Genomic DNA, 17,711 nt, shown 5'->3' with positions numbered 1-17,711 from the left:
CTTCAAACAATTTATAAAAATTATCATATCAGAGGTGTAAACAAGAGTAAAGAATAAGAATTTCATCGTAAAATACAGCATAAACAAACGATTTATTTTGTAGTTAGAAACACCTTTACTATCTTTCGCTCTGTTTAAAGTAAAAACCTTATACATTTAAAATGTTAGAAGAAAAGAATGATAACCTGCAAGAAGCAGACGGAAAATTGGGAATCGATATTAGTGATTCTACACAAGATGATACAATAGAAGCTGCAAAACAACATGAAACAGTAACTGAAACTACTCTTTCAAATCCTGAAAATGAAGTTGAAGAAACGGCTGAAATTGAAGAATCAGATCATCAAAGTGCATTAGATGCCATAACAAATTCAAACGCCGAAGAAGGTGAAGATGAAACGCTAAAAGAGCGCCATGATATTCCTATGAAGGATTATGACACTTTTTCTTTAGATGCACTGGTAGATGAGCTTAAAAAATTGGTTAATACAGATAAAACAATGTCTGTAAAAGATCATATTGAGGAAATTAAAAAATCATTTTTACTGCAATACAACCATCTTATAGAAGAAAAAAGAGAAGAATTTAATGCTTCAAAAGAAGATCCAAATGAAGAATTTGAATATCATTCTCCTTTAAAATCTAAATTTGATGAATATTATAATGTTTTTAGAGAGAAAAGAAATGCTCATTTTAAACATTTACAAACTAATCTAAAATCTAATTTAGAAAACAGGCTTGCTATAGTTGAAGAATTAAAAGAACTTATAAATCCGCAGGCAAATATAAAAGACACTCTTAAACATTTTAATGATTTGAGAGAAAGATGGAAAAATGCCGGAGCAATTCCAAAAGACAAATACAATCACGTTTGGAACAATTACCATTTTCATGTAGAAAACTTTTATGATTATCTGCATTTAGACCGCGAAGCAAGAGATTTAGATTTTAAACATAACTTAGAACAAAAGCAAAAAATTATTGCAAGGGTCGAAGAACTTGTAAATGAAGCTGATGTAAGTAAAGCGTTTCGTGAGTTGCAAGATTTACACCGACTTTGGAAAGAAGATATTGGTCCGGTTTCTAAAGAACACCGTGATTCTATCTGGAATACATTTAGCGAACTGACTAAAAAGATTCACGATAAAAGAGAAGTTTTATTTGAAAGCCAAAGAGCAAACGAACAGCAAAATCTTGAAACTAAAAAAGATATCATTTCTAAAATTGAGGTTTTAGGAACTGAAAAAGTGAACTCGCACTCGCAATGGCTTGTCCAGATTCAAAAAGTAGAAGCATTAAGAAATGAGTTTTTCGCTGCCGGAAAAGTTCCTTCTGAAGTAAATGAGGAAACCTGGGCTTCGTTTAAATCCGCAGTTAGAAATTTCAATGCTTTTAAAAACTCGTTTTATAAGGACATCAAGAAAGACCAAAACGATAATTTAAATAAAAAAATGGCTCTTGTAGCTAAAGCAAAAGAATTGCAGGAAAGCACAGATTTTGGTTCTACTACTCCAATCATGAAACAAATTCAGGAAGAATGGAAACAAATTGGCCATGTTCCTAAAAAATACTCAGATAAAATCTGGAAAGAGTTTAAAGATGCGTGTAATCATTATTTTGATAAATTAAAAGAACACAAATCTGAAGAAAATGCTGATGAGGTTGCTGCATTCGATAACAAAAAAGCGTATTTGGACATCTTAAGAGCTTATCAGCTTACAGGCGATCATAAAACAGACCTTGATGCTATAAAACAGCATATTGAAATCTGGAAAAGTTACGGAAAAGTGCCTTTTTCAAGACGTCATATTGAAGGCAAATTCAATAAAATTTTAGATGCACTTTTTGAAAAACTGAGTTTAAGCAAAAAAGAATCTGAAATGATGCGTTTTTCTAATAGAATCGATTCGTTATCAGACAGTAACGACACGAGAAAATTAGATAATGAAAAGATTTTCATTATGCGTAAAATTGAAGAAGTTCAGAACGAAATTTTCCAGTTAGAAAATAACATTCAGTTCTTTACCAATACTAAAAATGCTAAAAAAGAGAATTCAATTGTTACAGAAGTACGCAAAAACATTGCTATTCACAAAGAAAGCCTTGATGTATGGAAAGATAAACTGAAACAATTAAGAAACTTAAATCAGCCGGAATAATTGTCAGGTTGAGCGAAGTCGAAACCATGTCTAGTCCTAAAATAACGATACAGGATTAATAACAGTAAAAATACATTTTTTTAGACAGAAGTAACTTCCGAGTTACTTCTGTTTTTTGTTTTATAAGTTTTCATTTTAATACTTCTCTGTAAGTGCATTTGATCAGGAGTCAGCATATAGTTTGAGCAATGTGGTCTAATCTGGTTATATTTATTAATAATCTCAGCTACCAGTTTCTTCATTAAATATAGTTCAAGATGATAGGCATCAATCCTAAACTCTTGTTTTAATATTCCGTTTATTCTTTCAGCCACTGCGTTTTCATAAGGGTCTGAGTTTTGTGTCATACTGCATTTTAGACTGCATTTCTTTAAAAAATACTGGTACTCATCCGAACAATATTGTATGCCTCTGTCTGAATGATGTATCAATGGTTCAGTTCTAAAGACCCTATTCTTATGAGCCATTTTTAAAGCATTAATACATCCTTGTGTACTAAGGGAATCAGACACCTCATAACCCATTATCTTTTTTGAATAAGCGTCGGTTATTAAACTTAAATAACAGGGTTTCTCACGTTTGCCGATATAAGTAATATCTGAGACCCATACCTGTTCAGGTCTTTTTATATTTAACTCTTTTATCAGGTTGGGATGTTTCCTAAAACGATGGTGCGACCATGTGGTAAGGTGATAACTTCTCTTAGGTTTGATCAGCAAATGATTTGCTTTTAAAATATTAAAAAATTTATCTCTTCCCACTTTTAAGGCTTTAAGATTTAGATTGAGGATATGATATAGTTTACGTGTGCCAAGCCGGGGCTGAGCTCTACGCTGTTCTTTTACAAGCTCTACAACCTGTTCTGCCAAGGTTCTCCTGAGTTTAATACGCTTAATGCTTCGATAATAAACCTGTCTGTCTATCCCGAACAAGCCACAGCTAAAGCTTATGCTTTCCTGCCTTTTTTTCCTAAAGGATTGGATTGTCCGGGTGGTAAGTTTTTTCGAATATCAATATTATATTCCTTTTCAGCCAGGTCTATCATCATATCAAAAATAATAGCTTTAGAATCAGAGATATGATTTTGTTTTTCAAGCAGGGCTTTTTGTTTTTCCAAAAGTTTTACCTTGGCTTCGAGCTCCATAATTCTTTGTTCAGGTGTCTTGGGCATATTTGATGGTGTTTGATTCTCCCAATCAAAGTTACCATATTTTCTGAGCCAATTTACAACGGTCGAGCGCCCCTGGATTCCATAATGTCTTTGTGCAGATGTTACTGAGAAAATCCCAGACTCAACTTCTTTAACAACTTCAAGTTTAAAACTAAGTGTGTAATCTTTCTGTGTGCGTTTTGAATAATTGTCCATGCGATACTTTTTTGTGTATCGCTATTTCAGGACGGGACACCATTTAAATATAAAAGGTGTAATGAAATTCATTGCACCTTTTTTTATGCTTATTTTTTTAACCGCAAAGCACGCAAAGAAATTTATTTATTGGGGATTTATTAAAGCGCAAAGTTCGCAAAGCTTTACTTAAAAACTTTGCGAACTTTGCGTAAACCTTTGTGTGCTTTGCGTAAACCTTTGTGTGCTTTGCGTAAACCTTTGTGTGCTTTGCGTAAACCTTTGTGTGCTTTGCGGTTAAATCATAACAAACCTAAAACTTAACATTCTCATTAAATTTCGTAAAACTATTCTGCAAAATATTGATTATATTTGAGTTACCACTATTAACAAACAATCAAACAAATAACATTTAATACTAATTTTTAAATTAAGAAGAATATGAAATTTACAAGAAAAGCAAATGCCAACTGGAAAGGAACCGGCATGGAAGGAAAAGGAACTATAAGTACACAAAGTACAACATTAGATAACGCACAATTGTCTTTTAAAACAAGATTTGCAGATGGAGTTGGAACTAATCCTGAAGAATTAGTTGCGGCGGCACATTCCGGCTGTTTTACAATGCAGTTAAGCTTTTTACTTAACGAAGCAGGTTTTACCGCAGATGATTTATCTACAGAAGCTGCAGTAACTTTTGAAGATGGTTCTATAACATTAATTCATTTAGACTTAAAAGGAAAAGTGCCATCAATATCAGCAGAAGAATTTGAAAAAACTGCTGCAAAAGCAAAAGAAATCTGTCCGATTTCAAAACTTTTAAATACAACAATAACTTTGTCTGTATCATTAGTAAATTAAGCTATTTTACTAAGCATAAAAAAACCATCAGTTGTGGCTGATGGTTTTTTTATAAAATGAAATGACTAATATTAGTTCATTGTAGCTTTTAAAGCTTTTGCCTCAGCAGTCATTTCTAATGCCTTGTAAACTCCTAATAATGTTTTAGCAACATCTTCGTTTTTAGGATCTAATTCATTTGCTTTTTTAAGGTAAGGAATTACACCTTTAAAAACCCCTTCTCTCTGCGCTTTTAAAATATCATAACGTTTCATATCTTTTGCAGAAGTACCCAATTTATTCATTTCATCAATAATTGGCTTTTCAGCTTCTAACTTTAATGCCGCAAGGTTCAGGTATGCATTAGTATAGTTTGGATTGATTTCAATAGCTTTTAAGTAGTATTTCTCAGCATCTGCATCGTTTTTTGCATTTGCACTTAACACTCCTAAGTTGAATACTAAATCAGCATTGTTTGGATCTTTTTGTAACGCTTCTCCAACTAGTTTTTTGTACTGCTCATAATCTTTTGTTTCAAGATATAAGTTAGCTTCTGTAAGAATCAAAGAACTGTCATCCGGATTTGTTTTTCTGGCATCAGCAATTGCTTTCTTAGCTTCTTCAATTTTTCCTTTTTGAACTAAAATCAACGCTAAATTTTTGTAGATTTCACCTCTTTTTGAAGGAATAGCTTCTGTTTTTGGTTTTTCGTGAGTTCCTAATTTTATAGCTAAATCTCTTTCTTTAGCGTTAGCAAAGTTATCTTCATTGTTATTTGCTTTGTTTGTAGCTAAATATAAAGTCCCTTTACCAGAATAGTTTAATTTTTTTAACTCTTCATACATCGGAAGTGCAGTATCGAAATCCTGAGCGTTTACAGCTGTAGATGCTGCATAGTACAGGTTGATAGTGTCATTTTTATCTAACAAGTAAGCATCATATAATTTTTTAGCTCCGTCAGCATGTTTATTTGCCTGAGTATCTGCAATTGCAGAATTAATCAACAAACCTTTAATATTTGTAATTGAAGTCGCTGCTTGTGTAGAATATTTTTGTTTTCCAGATGCTTTCTCAACTTCGATTAATTTTTTATAGCTGTCAGCAGCTGCGCTTAAATTTTTACTTTCTTCAACTTTTTTGTTAGCAAGATCTAAATAAGCATTCCCTTGTACAAAATAGTACTGTGCCTGCTCCGTATCTTTTGCATTCACAATTAAGTTCTCTGCATCTTTTAGCTGAGCAAGTGCCCCTTGCGCATCACCGCTTTTTAATGCTTTTTCAGCATTTTTAATCTGATCTTTTTGAGCAAATGTAGCTACAGAAATCAGTAAAGCTGACGCTAGTATAACATATTTACTTTTCATAATGTTCAATTTGTATATTTAATTTAATTTTCTTGTGGTTTTACTTTTATTCTTCAGATTCTTCTTCTTCAGAATCATCTTCGTCTTCCACTACATCATCAGAGTCATCGTCATCGTCATCAGCAGTTCCGTCATCTTCAAGAACTTCTAAATCCGGTTTAACTCTTTCAATAGCAGATTCTACAACGTTACCATCTTCATCTACAACAACTTCTTCTGCATCATCTTTCATAACTTTTGTAACAGCAGCGATAGAATCTTTTCCTTTTAGGTTAATCAATCTAACACCTTGAGTAGCACGTCCCATAACACGTAAATCCTCAATCGCCATTCTAATTGTTAATCCAGATTTATTGATAATCATTAAATCATCAGAATCCGTAACGGCGTTAATTGAAATTAATTTTCCTGTTTTCTCCGTGATATTAAGAGTTTTAACCCCTTTACCTCCACGGTTTGTAATTCTGTAAACATCTTCTCCATCATCATCAACTAATTTAGTACGTTTTCCGTATCCGTTTTCAGTTACAACTAATATTTGAGAATCAGCAACATCATTTTTAGCAACAGTAACCATACCAATTACTTCATCAGTATCATCTTTTAAAGAAATTCCACGAACTCCAGAAGCTGTTCTTCCCATAGGGCGTGTTTTGGTTTCTTCAAAACGAACTAATTTACCAGATTTAACTGCCAGGATAATTTGGCTTTCTCCATCGGTTAATTTAGCTTCAAGTAATTCATCCCCTTCTTTAATTGTAATAGCGGCAACTCCATTTACACGAGGTTTAGAATATTTCTCTAAAGAAGTTTTCTTAACCTGTCCTTGTTTCGTAACCATTACAAGGTTATGCGTATTGATATAGTCTTTATCTTTTAAATCTTGTGTACAAATGAAAGCCTTTACTTTATCGTCGCTTTCAATGTTTACTAAGTTTTGAATTGCCCTGCCTTTTGCAGTTTTACTTCCTTCCGGAATTTCGTAAACACGCATCCAGAAACATTTTCCTTTTTGCGTAAAGAACATCATATATTGGTGGTTTGTTGCAACGAACATGTGTTCAAGGAAATCCTGATCTCTTGTTCCGGCGCTTTTTTGACCAACTCCGCCTCTATTTTGTGTTTTATATTCTGTAAGGTTTGTACGTTTAATATAACCTGCGTGCGAAATTGTAATTACCACATTTTCATCAGCAATTAAATCTTCGATACTTACATCTCCTCCAGAATATTCAATTTGAGAACGGCGGGCATCGCCATATTTATCGCGAATTTCAATAAGCTCTTCTTTAATCAAATTAGTTCTTAAATTAACATCTGCTAATAAAGCTTTTAAATGCTCGATTAATTTCATTAATTCTTCAAACTCAGCTCGTAGTTTATCCTGCTCCAGTCCTGTTAACTGACGTAAACGCATTTCTACAATTGCACGAGCCTGAATGTCAGATAATTTAAATCTTTCGATTAATTTCTCTCTCGCTTCATCTGTGTTTTTAGAACCTCTAATTAACGCAATTACTTCATCAATATTATCAGAAGCAATGATTAATCCTTCTAAAATATGTGCTCTTTCTTCTGCTTTACGCAATTCAAACTGCGTTCTTCTAACCACTACATCATGACGGTGCTCAATAAAGTAGTGAATCATATCTTTTAGATTCAACAATTGAGGGCGTCCTTTTACTAATGCAATGTTGTTTACACTGAAAGAAGATTGTAATTGTGTATACTTATATAAGGTATTTAAAACTACGTTTGGAGTAGCGTCGCGTTTTAAGATATAAACGATACGCATACCGTTTCTATCAGACTCGTCACGAATATTTGCAATACCATCGATTTTTTTATCATTTACCAAATCAGCCGTACGTTTGATCATTTCGGCTTTGTTAACCTGATAAGGAATTTCGGTAACGATAATACATTCTCTTCCGTCAACTTCTTCGAAGCCAACTTTCGCACGCATTACAATACGTCCTCTACCTGTTTTAAAAGCTTCACGAACGCCTTCGTAACCATATATTACACCACCGGTTGGAAAATCCGGAGCTTTAATATGTGTTATTAATTCGTCTACTTCAATATCATTATTATCAAGGTAAGCTAGTGTACCATTAATAACTTCCGTTAAATTGTGCGGCGGCATATTGGTTGCCATACCTACTGCAATACCAGTTGCTCCGTTTACCAATAAAGTAGGAACTCTTGTTGGCATTACTTTTGGCTCATATAAAGTATCGTCAAAGTTTAGTTGAAAATCAACTGTTTCTTTTTCGATATCTGCCATAATATCTTCTGAGATTTTGCGCATTCTGGCCTCAGTATAACGCATCGCTGCCGGACTGTCTCCATCGACAGAACCAAAATTACCCTGACCATCAACTAATAAATATCGCATACTCCACTCCTGAGCCATACGAACCATTGCATCATAAACTGAGGTATCTCCGTGAGGGTGATACTTACCCAGAACCTCCCCTACAATTCTTGCAGATTTTTTGTGGGCAGATCTTGAAGTTACACCTAAATCATACATTCCGTAAAGAACTCTTCGATGCACTGGTTTCAAGCCATCTCTAACATCAGGAAGCGCTCTCGATACAATTACTGACATCGAATAATCGATGTAAGCAGATTTCATTTCATCTTCAATGTTAATAGGAATTAACTTTTCTCCTTCAGACATAAGTTGTTATGTTTAAATAATTATTTAGTTTCAAAGCGTGCCAAGATACGTTTTTTTAAAATTTTTTCAGCTATTTCCTTACACTTATTTAAATGATTTATTAACAACTTTATTTTAGCTTTTAGTTAATAAATTAAGCGTTTTTTAACGCTTTTATTGTTATTTTTTTTGTCAATTAGCTGACAGTAGTTCTCGATGGGTATGGTTTTTGTTTTTCAAACTGTAATTCATTAAATTTACAATACCAATTATATATTATGGATGATAATTTTTCACCAAGAGTAAAAGATGTTATTACATACAGTAAGGAAGAAGCCCTTCGTTTAGGACACGACTTTATTGGTACTGAACATCTAATGCTGGGCATTTTAAGAGATGGTAACGGAAAAGCTATTCATATACTTAATAACCTGGCAGTCGATTTAGACCATTTACGCAGGAAAGTAGAAATACTGAGTCCAGCCAACCATAGCGTTGAGGTAAATGCCGAAAAGAAAAACCTTCATCTTACCCGACAAGCCGAAAGGGCACTGAAGACCACTTTTCTTGAAGCTAAAGTATTTCAAAGTTCATCGATTAGCACAGCTCATTTGCTTCTATGCATCTTACGAAACGAAAACGATCCAACAACCAAGCTGTTGAATAAGCTAAAAATAGATTATGACATAGCTAAAGAACAATATTTAAACATGACGCCAAACGAAGAAGAATTCTTAGAAAACTTGCCAAGAAACGAATCGTACAATGACGATTCAGGACAAGATGACAGTCTAAAGGAAAGCAGTTTTAATAATCCAGCCAATAAGTCAAACAAAAAATCTAAAACTCCGGTTTTAGATAATTTTGGGAGAGATTTAACAGAAATGGCTGAAGAAGGAAAACTAGATCCTGTTGTAGGACGCGAAAAAGAAATTGAACGTGTTTCACAAATTTTAAGCCGAAGAAAAAAGAACAATCCGCTTCTTATTGGAGAACCCGGAGTTGGTAAATCTGCTATTGCAGAAGGACTTGCCCTGCGTATTATCCAGAAGAAAGTATCACGTATTCTTTTTCACAAACGTGTTGTTACTCTTGATTTGGCAAGTTTAGTTGCCGGAACAAAATACAGAGGACAATTTGAAGAACGAATGAAGGCCGTCATGAACGAGCTTGAGAAAAACGATGACATTATTCTTTTTATAGATGAAATCCATACTATTGTAGGAGCTGGAGGAGCAACAGGTTCGCTTGATGCCTCAAACATGTTTAAACCTGCATTAGCAAGAGGAGAAATACAATGTATTGGTGCTACAACTCTTGACGAGTACAGACAATATATTGAAAAAGATGGTGCTCTTGAAAGACGTTTTCAAAAAGTAATTGTAGAACCAACTTCTGTTGAAGAAACAATTGCCATTTTGAACAACGTAAAAGACAAATACGAAGACCACCACAATGTTACTTATACGCAAGAAGCAATTGAAGCTTGTGTTAAATTAACAAACAGATATATGTCTGAGCGTTTCTTACCAGACAAAGCTATCGACGCGATGGACGAAGCCGGATCTCGTGTTCACATTACTAATATTGATGTTCCAAAACAAATTTTGGATTTAGAGCGTCAGTTAGAAGAAGTTCGCGAAATGAAAAACATGGTAGTTAAGAAACAAAAATATGAAGAAGCTGCCAAACTTCGCGATGATGAAAAACGCATCGAAAAAGATCTTGCTTTAGCACAAGAACAATGGGAAGAAGATTCTAAAAACAACAGAATTGAAGTTACAGAAGATAATGTAGCCGATGTTGTTTCCATGATGACAGGAATTCCTGTAAACCGAATTGCACAAACAGAAAGCAACAAATTAGCACAATTACCTGAATTAATCCAAAATAAAGTAATTGGGCAAAATGAAGCTGTTCTTAAAATTGCACGTTCTATTCAACGTAACAGAGCCGGACTTAAAGATCCTAATAAACCAATTGGTTCATTCATTTTCTTAGGTCAAACCGGGGTTGGTAAAACACAATTAGCTAAAGTACTGGCAAAAGAATTATTCGATTCTGAAGATGCGTTAATTCGTATCGATATGAGCGAATACATGGAAAAATTTGCTATTTCTCGTTTAGTTGGAGCGCCTCCGGGATATGTAGGTTATGAAGAAGGCGGTCAGTTAACTGAAAAAGTTCGCAGAAAACCATATTGCGTTGTACTTTTAGACGAGATCGAAAAAGCACACCCGGATGTGTTTAATATGATGCTGCAAGTTTTAGATGACGGATATTTAACCGATAGTTTAGGTCGTAAAATCGACTTTAAAAACACTATTATTATCATGACATCCAACGTTGGTGCACGTCAGTTAAAAGATTTCGGACAAGGTGTAGGATTTGGAACTGCTGCAAAAGTAGCTCAGGCCGATGAAAACTCAAAAAGTATTATCGAAAATGCTTTGAAGAAAACCTTTGCTCCTGAATTCTTAAACAGAATTGACGACGTAATCGTATTCAACAGTTTAGAAAAAGCAGATATTGATGTGATCATCGAAATTGAATTGAAAAAACTATATTCTCGTATTGCTGAATTAGGTTACAAATTAAGCTTAACTGATAAAGCAAAAGCATTTATTGCAGAAAAAGGTTTTGATAAGCAATTTGGAGCAAGACCGCTTAAAAGAGCAATTCAAAAATATGTTGAAGATTTGTTAGCCGAAGAAATCATCACTTCAAAAATACATTCAGGTGATGAAATCTTAATGGATTTAAAAGACGACTCTCAAGAACTTTCAGTAGAAATACACAAAGCCGAAGAGCCGACAAATCAATAAATTAGTTAAAAATCATAACAAAAATAATTTACCCGTTACGTTTTCATAACCTAACGGGTATTTTTTTTGAATAATTTACTATCTTTAGTAAAAGCAAATAGCTACTTTTGAATTTAAATTCTATAATAAAAAACAACGTATGCTTCAACACAAAGTCATTTTAGGCAGCGAAGAATGGTGCTCATTTCCAGAATTAGGAATCCCGACAATTAAGGCCCGCGTCGATTCTGGTGCCAAAACTTCGGCAATGCACGCTATAAACATAGCTCCCTTTATAAAAAATGATGCCAATTGGGTGAAATTTGACATTAATCCAATTCAAAATAATATCAAAACCATCATTCACTGCGAAGCCCCGCTTGTTGATAAAAGAATTGTAAAAAGTTCAAGCGGTTTTAGAGAACACCGTTATGTAATTCAGACCAGCATTAGAATTGGCGACTCAAAATGGCCAATCGAAATGACCCTGACCAATCGCGACTCAATGGGTTTTAGAATGCTTTTAGGGCGCGAAGCCATGAGCGGACGTGTGCTGGTAGATCCGGAAGAAAAATATCTGTTAGGGCAGCCAACGCCTGAATCTCTAAAAGAATTATATCAAAACTCAGAAAAAGCCAGTTCCGGTTTAAGAATTGGACTTTTAGCCAGTAATCCTGAATTGTACAGCAATAAAAGAATCATGGAAGCAGGTGAAATGCGCGGTCATGAAATGCATTTTTTAAACATCAAAGAATGCTATATGAAACTGGATGCCAAAACACCTGAGATACATTATCGCGGCGGAAAAATACTGAATCAATTTGATGCTATTATTCCTCGTATTCGTCCAAGCATTACTTTTTACGGCTGCGCCTTAACACGTCAATTTGAAGCTTTGAAAGTTTTTTGTTTAAATTCTGCTTCAGCAATAACCCAATCGCGCGATAAATTATATTCTCTGCAATTATTACTGCATAGCGGAATTGGCATCCCTACAACTGGTTTTGCTAATTCTCCTTTAGATACAGACGATTTAATAAAAATGGTTGGAGGTTCTCCCCTAATTGTCAAATTATTAGAAGGGACACAAGGAAAAGGGGTTGTTTTGGCCGAAACCAAAAAAGCCGCAGAAAGTGTTATCAATGCTTTTAAAAGCTTAAATGCTAATATCTTAGTTCAGGAATTTATTAAAGAAGCAAACGGAAAAGACATTCGCTGTTTTGTAATTGACGGTAAAGTCGTTGCAGCAATCCAGCGTGAAGCCATGCCGGGCGAGTTTAGAGCTAATATTCATCTTGGAGGAACTGCATCTGTCATCAAAGTAACTGCCGAAGAAAAGAAGATCGCTATTAAGGCTGCAAAAGCTATGGATTTAAAAGTTGCCGGAGTTGATATTATTCGTTCTTCAAAAGGACCTTTATTGCTTGAAGTAAACTCTTCTCCAGGTCTTGAAGGAATTGAAGGCGCAACAAACAAAGATGTTGCCGGGGAAATGATCAAAGCAATTGAAAAGAATTTCAAACTTAGTTAAGTTCATTTAAAACTTAATACCGAATAAATAATTTAGCAGCTTTGTCAAAGTTTTTAACTCTGGCAAAGCTTTTTTTTAACCTAAACAATTTAAAATGATGGTTTTTCCTTATTTAGACATTATTTTACGAAGCGTTGCTGTATATTTTTTTATGACAATTGCCTTGCGCATTTTCGGAAAAAAAGAACTTTCACAATTAAATACTGCAGACATTATTCTGATTTTACTAATTAGTAACTCCGTTCAAAATGCAATGGTAGGATCAGACACCAGTCTTACCGGGGGTTTAGTTGCCGCATTAGTTTTATTTGTAATCAATTTTATTATTAAAAAATTAACTCGCAGATATAAGGTTTTTGGCGATCTGTTATTAGACAAACCCGAAGTATTAATTCACGATGGAAAACTAGATTTTAAGGCTTTAAGTAAGTTAGATATTTCTGATGAAGAATTAAAAGAAGCCATGAGAGAGCACGGAATCGAATTTTTTAAAAATGTAAAATTGGCAATGTTAGAGATTGACGGCACAATCAGCATAATTTCTAAGGATCAGGAAAAACTAAAACAAACACATTATAAGCGTAAACATAATCGCAAAAACCTGCAGAAGTTTTAGAAAAAAATTATTTCTTAAAAGGAATTTTTGATTTACCATAAAATGACAAAAGCAATTCTTCATTGGCAAACCTGCCATCTAAATCATATTTCATAGGCGTTTTTACCAATAGTGTACTAAAGTTCCCTTCTACATCAATATAAACCTTTTTCATATAATATCTTTCAGAGGAAGCTAAACAATCTTGTATTGCAAATAACATTTTTTTTCGTGAAGCCTTTTGAATTCCAATCATATCAGTAACCTTGGCGATTACTAAAATAGTATCGTTTCTTTCTACCGTATAATATTTTAGTTTATTGGTATCAATCCCTTTTAAAGATTTACCAACAGATTCTTTTATAAAGCATGAAATTATATCTGATTCCTCATTTGGATTGCTGGTCACTTTTTTTCGGTCTATTTTTAAACTAATCATCCTTACATCATCGTCACCTTTACAGGAGAAAAGTAAAAAAATTGCAAATAGAAAAAATAGCGGTGAAAGTTTATTTTTTTTGAAGATATATATCAATTGTAATTAGCAGTTTTCAAACTCATTTCAATCTATTTCTATACTTTAGACAATGAATTTACTGGTTAGATAATCCTGCAAAGATCAATTTATAAAATAATAAAGGATGACTGCTATAAATTTAAAAAACATCATTTACAGACATTTTTTCATTTATAAGTTAACAGCAATAAAAAAGCCGGCTTCAATTGAAACCGGCTTTTAATATTATATTGACAAAATGCGATTTACATTTCACATTAATCATTTTACGAAATAAACAAACTTAGTACAAAATACACTAAACCTGCTAATATTGCTGAAATTGGAATAGTTAGAATCCAAGCCCAAACCAAGCTTACCGTAACTCCCCAGCGAACTGCAGAAACACGTTTTGTTAATCCAACACCAATAATAGATCCTGTAATAGTATGCGTTGTACTTACCGGAATTTTTAAATGCTCTGTAAAATAAAGCGTTAAAGCTCCAGCAGTTTCAGCAGCAACACCTTCAAACGAACTTACTTTGGTGATTTTAGATCCCATTGTTTTTACAATTTTCCATCCACCGCTTAAAGTTCCCGCTGCAATTGCAGAATAACAAGCTAACGGAATCCATCCCGGCATTACCCCTTTTATTCCCAAATCATCATTTGGCAGCACAACATCTAACCAAGAATCCATGTGAACTCCAGGATTTGTATTAATATAAACCGCTACAGCAGCAGCAATAATACCCATTACTTTTTGAGAATCATTTCCTCCGTGACCTAAACTAAAAGCCGCAGAAGATAATAATTGCATTTTTTTCAAAGCTGCATCGGCCTGATGAAGATTTAAACTGCTAAATATCAAACAAAATGCACTTACAGTTAAGATAATAAAGGCTACTAAAAACCATTTAATATTATGAGCATCAAAAGCTACACTCCAAAAATGAGAATCAAAACGCGGTTTTCCATGCTCTATAATTTCTTCGTAAGGAACCATTTGAGTATATACAAACCAAACTGTAGCTATCATTAAGGCAGCAGTAAATATTTTAGGCCAAATACTTTTACGAGAAGCATTTAATAACCAAATTGAAATTAAATAAGATGCTAAAGCCCCTAATAAAGGTGCTAAAACTATAAAAGCAATAATGATAAGAACTCCAGAAGGCATTGCACCATCTTTTCCAGCCTTATACCAGCTTACAATTTGATACCAATAATGTGTTGCCCCATCTTCTCCAACATAACCAGAAAAACCATGAACTGCAATAGCATGCGCAACAGCCGCACCGGCAAAACCTCCAATTAAAGTATGAGAAGAACTTGAAGGAATCCCTAACCACCAAGTCAATAAATTCCAGCAGATAGCCGCAATTACTCCTGCAAGAATTACTACAAGGTTAATTTCCATTGTATGCGCTGTTTTAGCAACAGTATCTGCAACACCAAATCCGAAAACCCAATAAGCTAAAAAGTTAAAAAATGCTGCCCAAAGAACGGCCTGAAAAGGCGTTAAAACCTTTGTTGCAACAACAGTCGCTATAGCATTTGCCGCATCATGAAAACCATTGATGTAATCAAAAATTAAAGCTAATACTATAATTAATAAAAGTAGCGTCATAAAATTATAACTTCAGAATGAAAAATTGAATTAAGAATGTTTTACAGAAATAGATTCTAGTATGTTCGCAACACTCTTACATTTGTCTGTTGCTGATTCTAAAACAGATAACACTTCTTTATATTTAATAATATTTTTAGCGTCTGTTTCGTTTTCAAAAATTTCAAAAACTGCTTTGTTATATACATTATCAGATTTATTTTCCAGTTTGTTAATTCTGGCGCAAGCATCTTTAATGATTTTAAAATTCTTTAAGTTTCTTAACTCTTTCACAGCACTGTCAATGTTTTGACAAGCTTCAAGGTTAATTTCTGTCATCTTTCTGATAGATTTTGTAATCTTATCAACCTGATACAATCTCATACGGCTTGCTGCACCGTGAAGGTAATCAGCAACGTTATCAATAGAAGTAATTAATGTATGGATATCCTCTCTGTCAAATGGAGTGATAAAGTTTCTGCTCAATTCCAAATTGGTCTGACGGGTAATGTCCTCCCCTTTTTGTTCTAATTCGTCAATCTTTTGAAAAAGAATTTCTCTTTCTTTTAATGGAAGGTTAACCGCTTCGTGTAAATTAGAAGCTAGTTCAATTAAATTGCTTGAAGCTTCTTCAAAAAGTGGAAAGAATTTCTTGTCTTTCGGCACTAAAAATTGGAAAATACTGTTTATTGACATTTTTATATTTTTGATACGGCAAAATTACTTCAATAATATTTTACAATGTTAAGCCATTGTTAACAAATCGTTTTCTATTTGGAAACTGCCCAGGAATGAAACGGTATTTTCAATATCATAATGCAAGATTCTGTCTTCCTTAACCAACGGAACAACTTCTCTATAACTATTTAAAAACATTTCGATAAAATCACTTGATTTTAGCGGCTCTCTGTAAGCAATTGCCTGAGATGCATTTAATAATTCAATTGCCAAAATACGCTCTAAATTATCTAAAACCCGTAAGGCTTTTGTCGCCCCGTTTGCTCCCATACTCACATGGTCTTCCTGCCCGTTGCTCGAAACAATACTGTCAATACTCGACGGCACTGCCAATTGTTTGTTTTGACTTGCAATACTCGCCGCAGTATACTGCGGTATCATAAAACCAGAATTCAATCCCGGATTATCAACTAAAAATGCCGGAAGACTACGCAATCCAGAAATTAACTGATAGGTTCTTCTTTCAGAAATACTTCCTAATTCTGCCAAAGCAATTGCCATAAAATCTAAAGCCAAAGCTAAAGGCTGTCCGTGGAAATTTCCTCCTGAAATAATCTGATCGGCTTCAATAAATATATTTGGATTATCGGTAACTGAATTAATTTCCGTCTTAAATACTTTTCTAACGTAATCAATCGCATCTTTTGAAGCACCATGAACCTGAGGCATACAACGGAAAGAGTACGGATCCTGTACATGTTTCTTTTCCTGAGCGATAATTTCACTCCCATCTAAAAATTCTGTGATGCGCTGTGCCGTTACAATCTGTCCTTTGTGCGGGCGTATATAATGTATCAATTCGTTGAATGGCTCAATTCTGCCATCAAAACCTTCTAAGGAAATAGTTCCAATTAAATCTGCCAAATACGAATATTTATATGCTTTAATTAAAATGTGAGCTCCATAAGCGCTCATAAACTGCGTTCCGTTTAACAAAGCCAAACCTTCTTTTGACTGTAAAACAATTGGTTCCCATTTAAAATGTTTTAAAACTTCGGCAGAAACCATTTTTTTTCCTTCAAAATAAACTTCTCCTTCTCCTAATAAAGGTAAAGATAAATGTGCCAAAGGCGCTAAATCTCCAGAAGCCCCAAGTGACCCCTGAGCATAAATTACAGGTAAAATATCATTATTGTAAAAATCAACCAAACGGCTTAAAGTCTGCAGTTGTATTCCAGAGTGTCCGTAGCTTAAAGATTGGATTTTAAGCAAAAGCATCATTTTTACAATTTCTAACGGAACTTCTTCTCCCGTTCCGCAGGCGTGGGATTTTACTAAATTTTCCTGAAGTTTAGATAAGTTTTCATTTGAGATTTTCACACTGTAAAGTGATCCAAAACCTGTATTGATTCCATAAATTGGTGCTGTATGCGATGCCATTTTTTTATCTAAATAATCACGGCATTTTTGAACATTTACTTTAGCTTCTTCAGATAATTCAAGCATTTTATCATTTGCTAAAATCTCGTGCAGGGTTTCTAATGTTATGGTTTCAGTACTTATATAATGGATTTCTCTCATGACAATTTTTAATTTAAGATGTCAAAATTCAACAAATCAATAT

Annotated in this window: 13 protein-coding genes; 5 read left to right on the top strand and 8 right to left on the bottom strand. The window is 34.0% G+C overall.

The features are described 5' to 3' along the window. Positions 1 to 161: 161 nt before the first annotated feature. Entirely contained in the window at positions 162 to 2,159 is a 1,998-nt protein-coding gene (locus AABD74_RS13140) for a DUF349 domain-containing protein (protein ID WP_406843149.1), read from the top strand. Between the two features lie 80 nt (positions 2,160 to 2,239). On the opposite strand, the gene AABD74_RS13135 is transcribed toward AABD74_RS13140, so the two are convergent. Then, entirely contained in the window at positions 2,240 to 3,091 is an 852-nt protein-coding gene (locus tag AABD74_RS13135; RefSeq protein WP_406843148.1) for an IS3 family transposase, read from the bottom strand. A 14-nt stretch (positions 3,092 to 3,105) separates the two neighbouring features. After that, complete coding sequence (locus AABD74_RS13130) at positions 3,106 to 3,525, bottom strand: transposase (protein WP_406843147.1); 420 nt, start codon at positions 3,523 to 3,525, stop codon at positions 3,106 to 3,108. A 420-nt stretch (positions 3,526 to 3,945) separates the two neighbouring features. Between AABD74_RS13130 and AABD74_RS13125 the strand changes: the two genes are divergently transcribed. Further along, a complete protein-coding gene (locus AABD74_RS13125; protein ID WP_232682485.1) occupies positions 3,946 to 4,365 on the top strand; it encodes an OsmC family protein in 420 nt (139 codons plus the stop codon). Between the two features lie 71 nt (positions 4,366 to 4,436). Here AABD74_RS13125 and AABD74_RS13120 read toward each other — a convergent pair whose 3' ends face one another. Both AABD74_RS13120 and gyrA read right to left on the bottom strand, forming a co-directional pair. Next, positions 4,437 to 5,708: a lipopolysaccharide assembly protein LapB gene (locus AABD74_RS13120; RefSeq protein WP_232682484.1), complete on the bottom strand. Its 1,272-nt coding sequence runs from the start codon at positions 5,706 to 5,708 to the stop codon at positions 4,437 to 4,439. 46 nt (positions 5,709 to 5,754) lie between these two features. Continuing rightward, positions 5,755 to 8,394: a DNA gyrase subunit A gene (gene gyrA / locus AABD74_RS13115; RefSeq protein ID WP_232682483.1), complete on the bottom strand. Its 2,640-nt coding sequence runs from the start codon at positions 8,392 to 8,394 to the stop codon at positions 5,755 to 5,757. A 257-nt stretch (positions 8,395 to 8,651) separates the two neighbouring features. Between gyrA and AABD74_RS13110 the strand changes: the two genes are divergently transcribed. From AABD74_RS13110 to AABD74_RS13100, 3 genes are all read left to right on the top strand, one after another. Further along, positions 8,652 to 11,198, top strand: a complete 2,547-nt coding sequence (locus tag AABD74_RS13110) for an ATP-dependent Clp protease ATP-binding subunit (protein WP_406843146.1) — start codon at positions 8,652 to 8,654, stop codon at positions 11,196 to 11,198. Between the two features lie 139 nt (positions 11,199 to 11,337). Next, entirely contained in the window at positions 11,338 to 12,708 is a 1,371-nt protein-coding gene (gene rimK / locus AABD74_RS13105) for a 30S ribosomal protein S6--L-glutamate ligase (protein WP_232682481.1), read from the top strand. Between the two features lie 97 nt (positions 12,709 to 12,805). Next, entirely contained in the window at positions 12,806 to 13,324 is a 519-nt protein-coding gene (locus tag AABD74_RS13100; protein WP_232682512.1) for a DUF421 domain-containing protein, read from the top strand. Positions 13,325 to 13,331: 7 nt separating this feature from the next. Here AABD74_RS13100 and AABD74_RS13095 read toward each other — a convergent pair whose 3' ends face one another. From AABD74_RS13095 to hutH, 4 genes are all read right to left on the bottom strand, one after another. Next, the gene (locus tag AABD74_RS13095; protein ID WP_406843145.1) at positions 13,332 to 13,742 is read right to left on the bottom strand and encodes a hypothetical protein; all 411 of its coding nucleotides are present in this window, start codon (positions 13,740 to 13,742) and stop codon (positions 13,332 to 13,334) included. A gap of 344 nt (positions 13,743 to 14,086) precedes the next feature. Next, positions 14,087 to 15,430 carry an inorganic phosphate transporter gene (locus tag AABD74_RS13090; protein ID WP_232682479.1) on the bottom strand — a complete coding sequence of 448 codons (1,344 nt, stop codon included), beginning with the start codon at positions 15,428 to 15,430 and terminating at the stop codon, positions 14,087 to 14,089. A 30-nt stretch (positions 15,431 to 15,460) separates the two neighbouring features. Then, the gene (locus AABD74_RS13085; protein WP_207296872.1) at positions 15,461 to 16,105 is read right to left on the bottom strand and encodes a DUF47 domain-containing protein; all 645 of its coding nucleotides are present in this window, start codon (positions 16,103 to 16,105) and stop codon (positions 15,461 to 15,463) included. A gap of 48 nt (positions 16,106 to 16,153) precedes the next feature. Beyond that, positions 16,154 to 17,668 (bottom strand): histidine ammonia-lyase, encoded by a 1,515-nt coding sequence (gene hutH, locus AABD74_RS13080; protein WP_406843144.1) that lies wholly within the window; start codon positions 17,666 to 17,668, stop codon positions 16,154 to 16,156. Positions 17,669 to 17,711 lie beyond the last annotated feature (43 nt).

Source organism: Flavobacterium soyae (assembly GCF_045348165.1).
In the GTDB taxonomy this organism is placed as follows: domain Bacteria; phylum Bacteroidota; class Bacteroidia; order Flavobacteriales; family Flavobacteriaceae; genus Flavobacterium; species Flavobacterium soyae.
The sequence above is the reverse complement of the archived record's forward strand: the minus strand, read 5'-3'. Positions and strand labels throughout refer to the sequence as shown.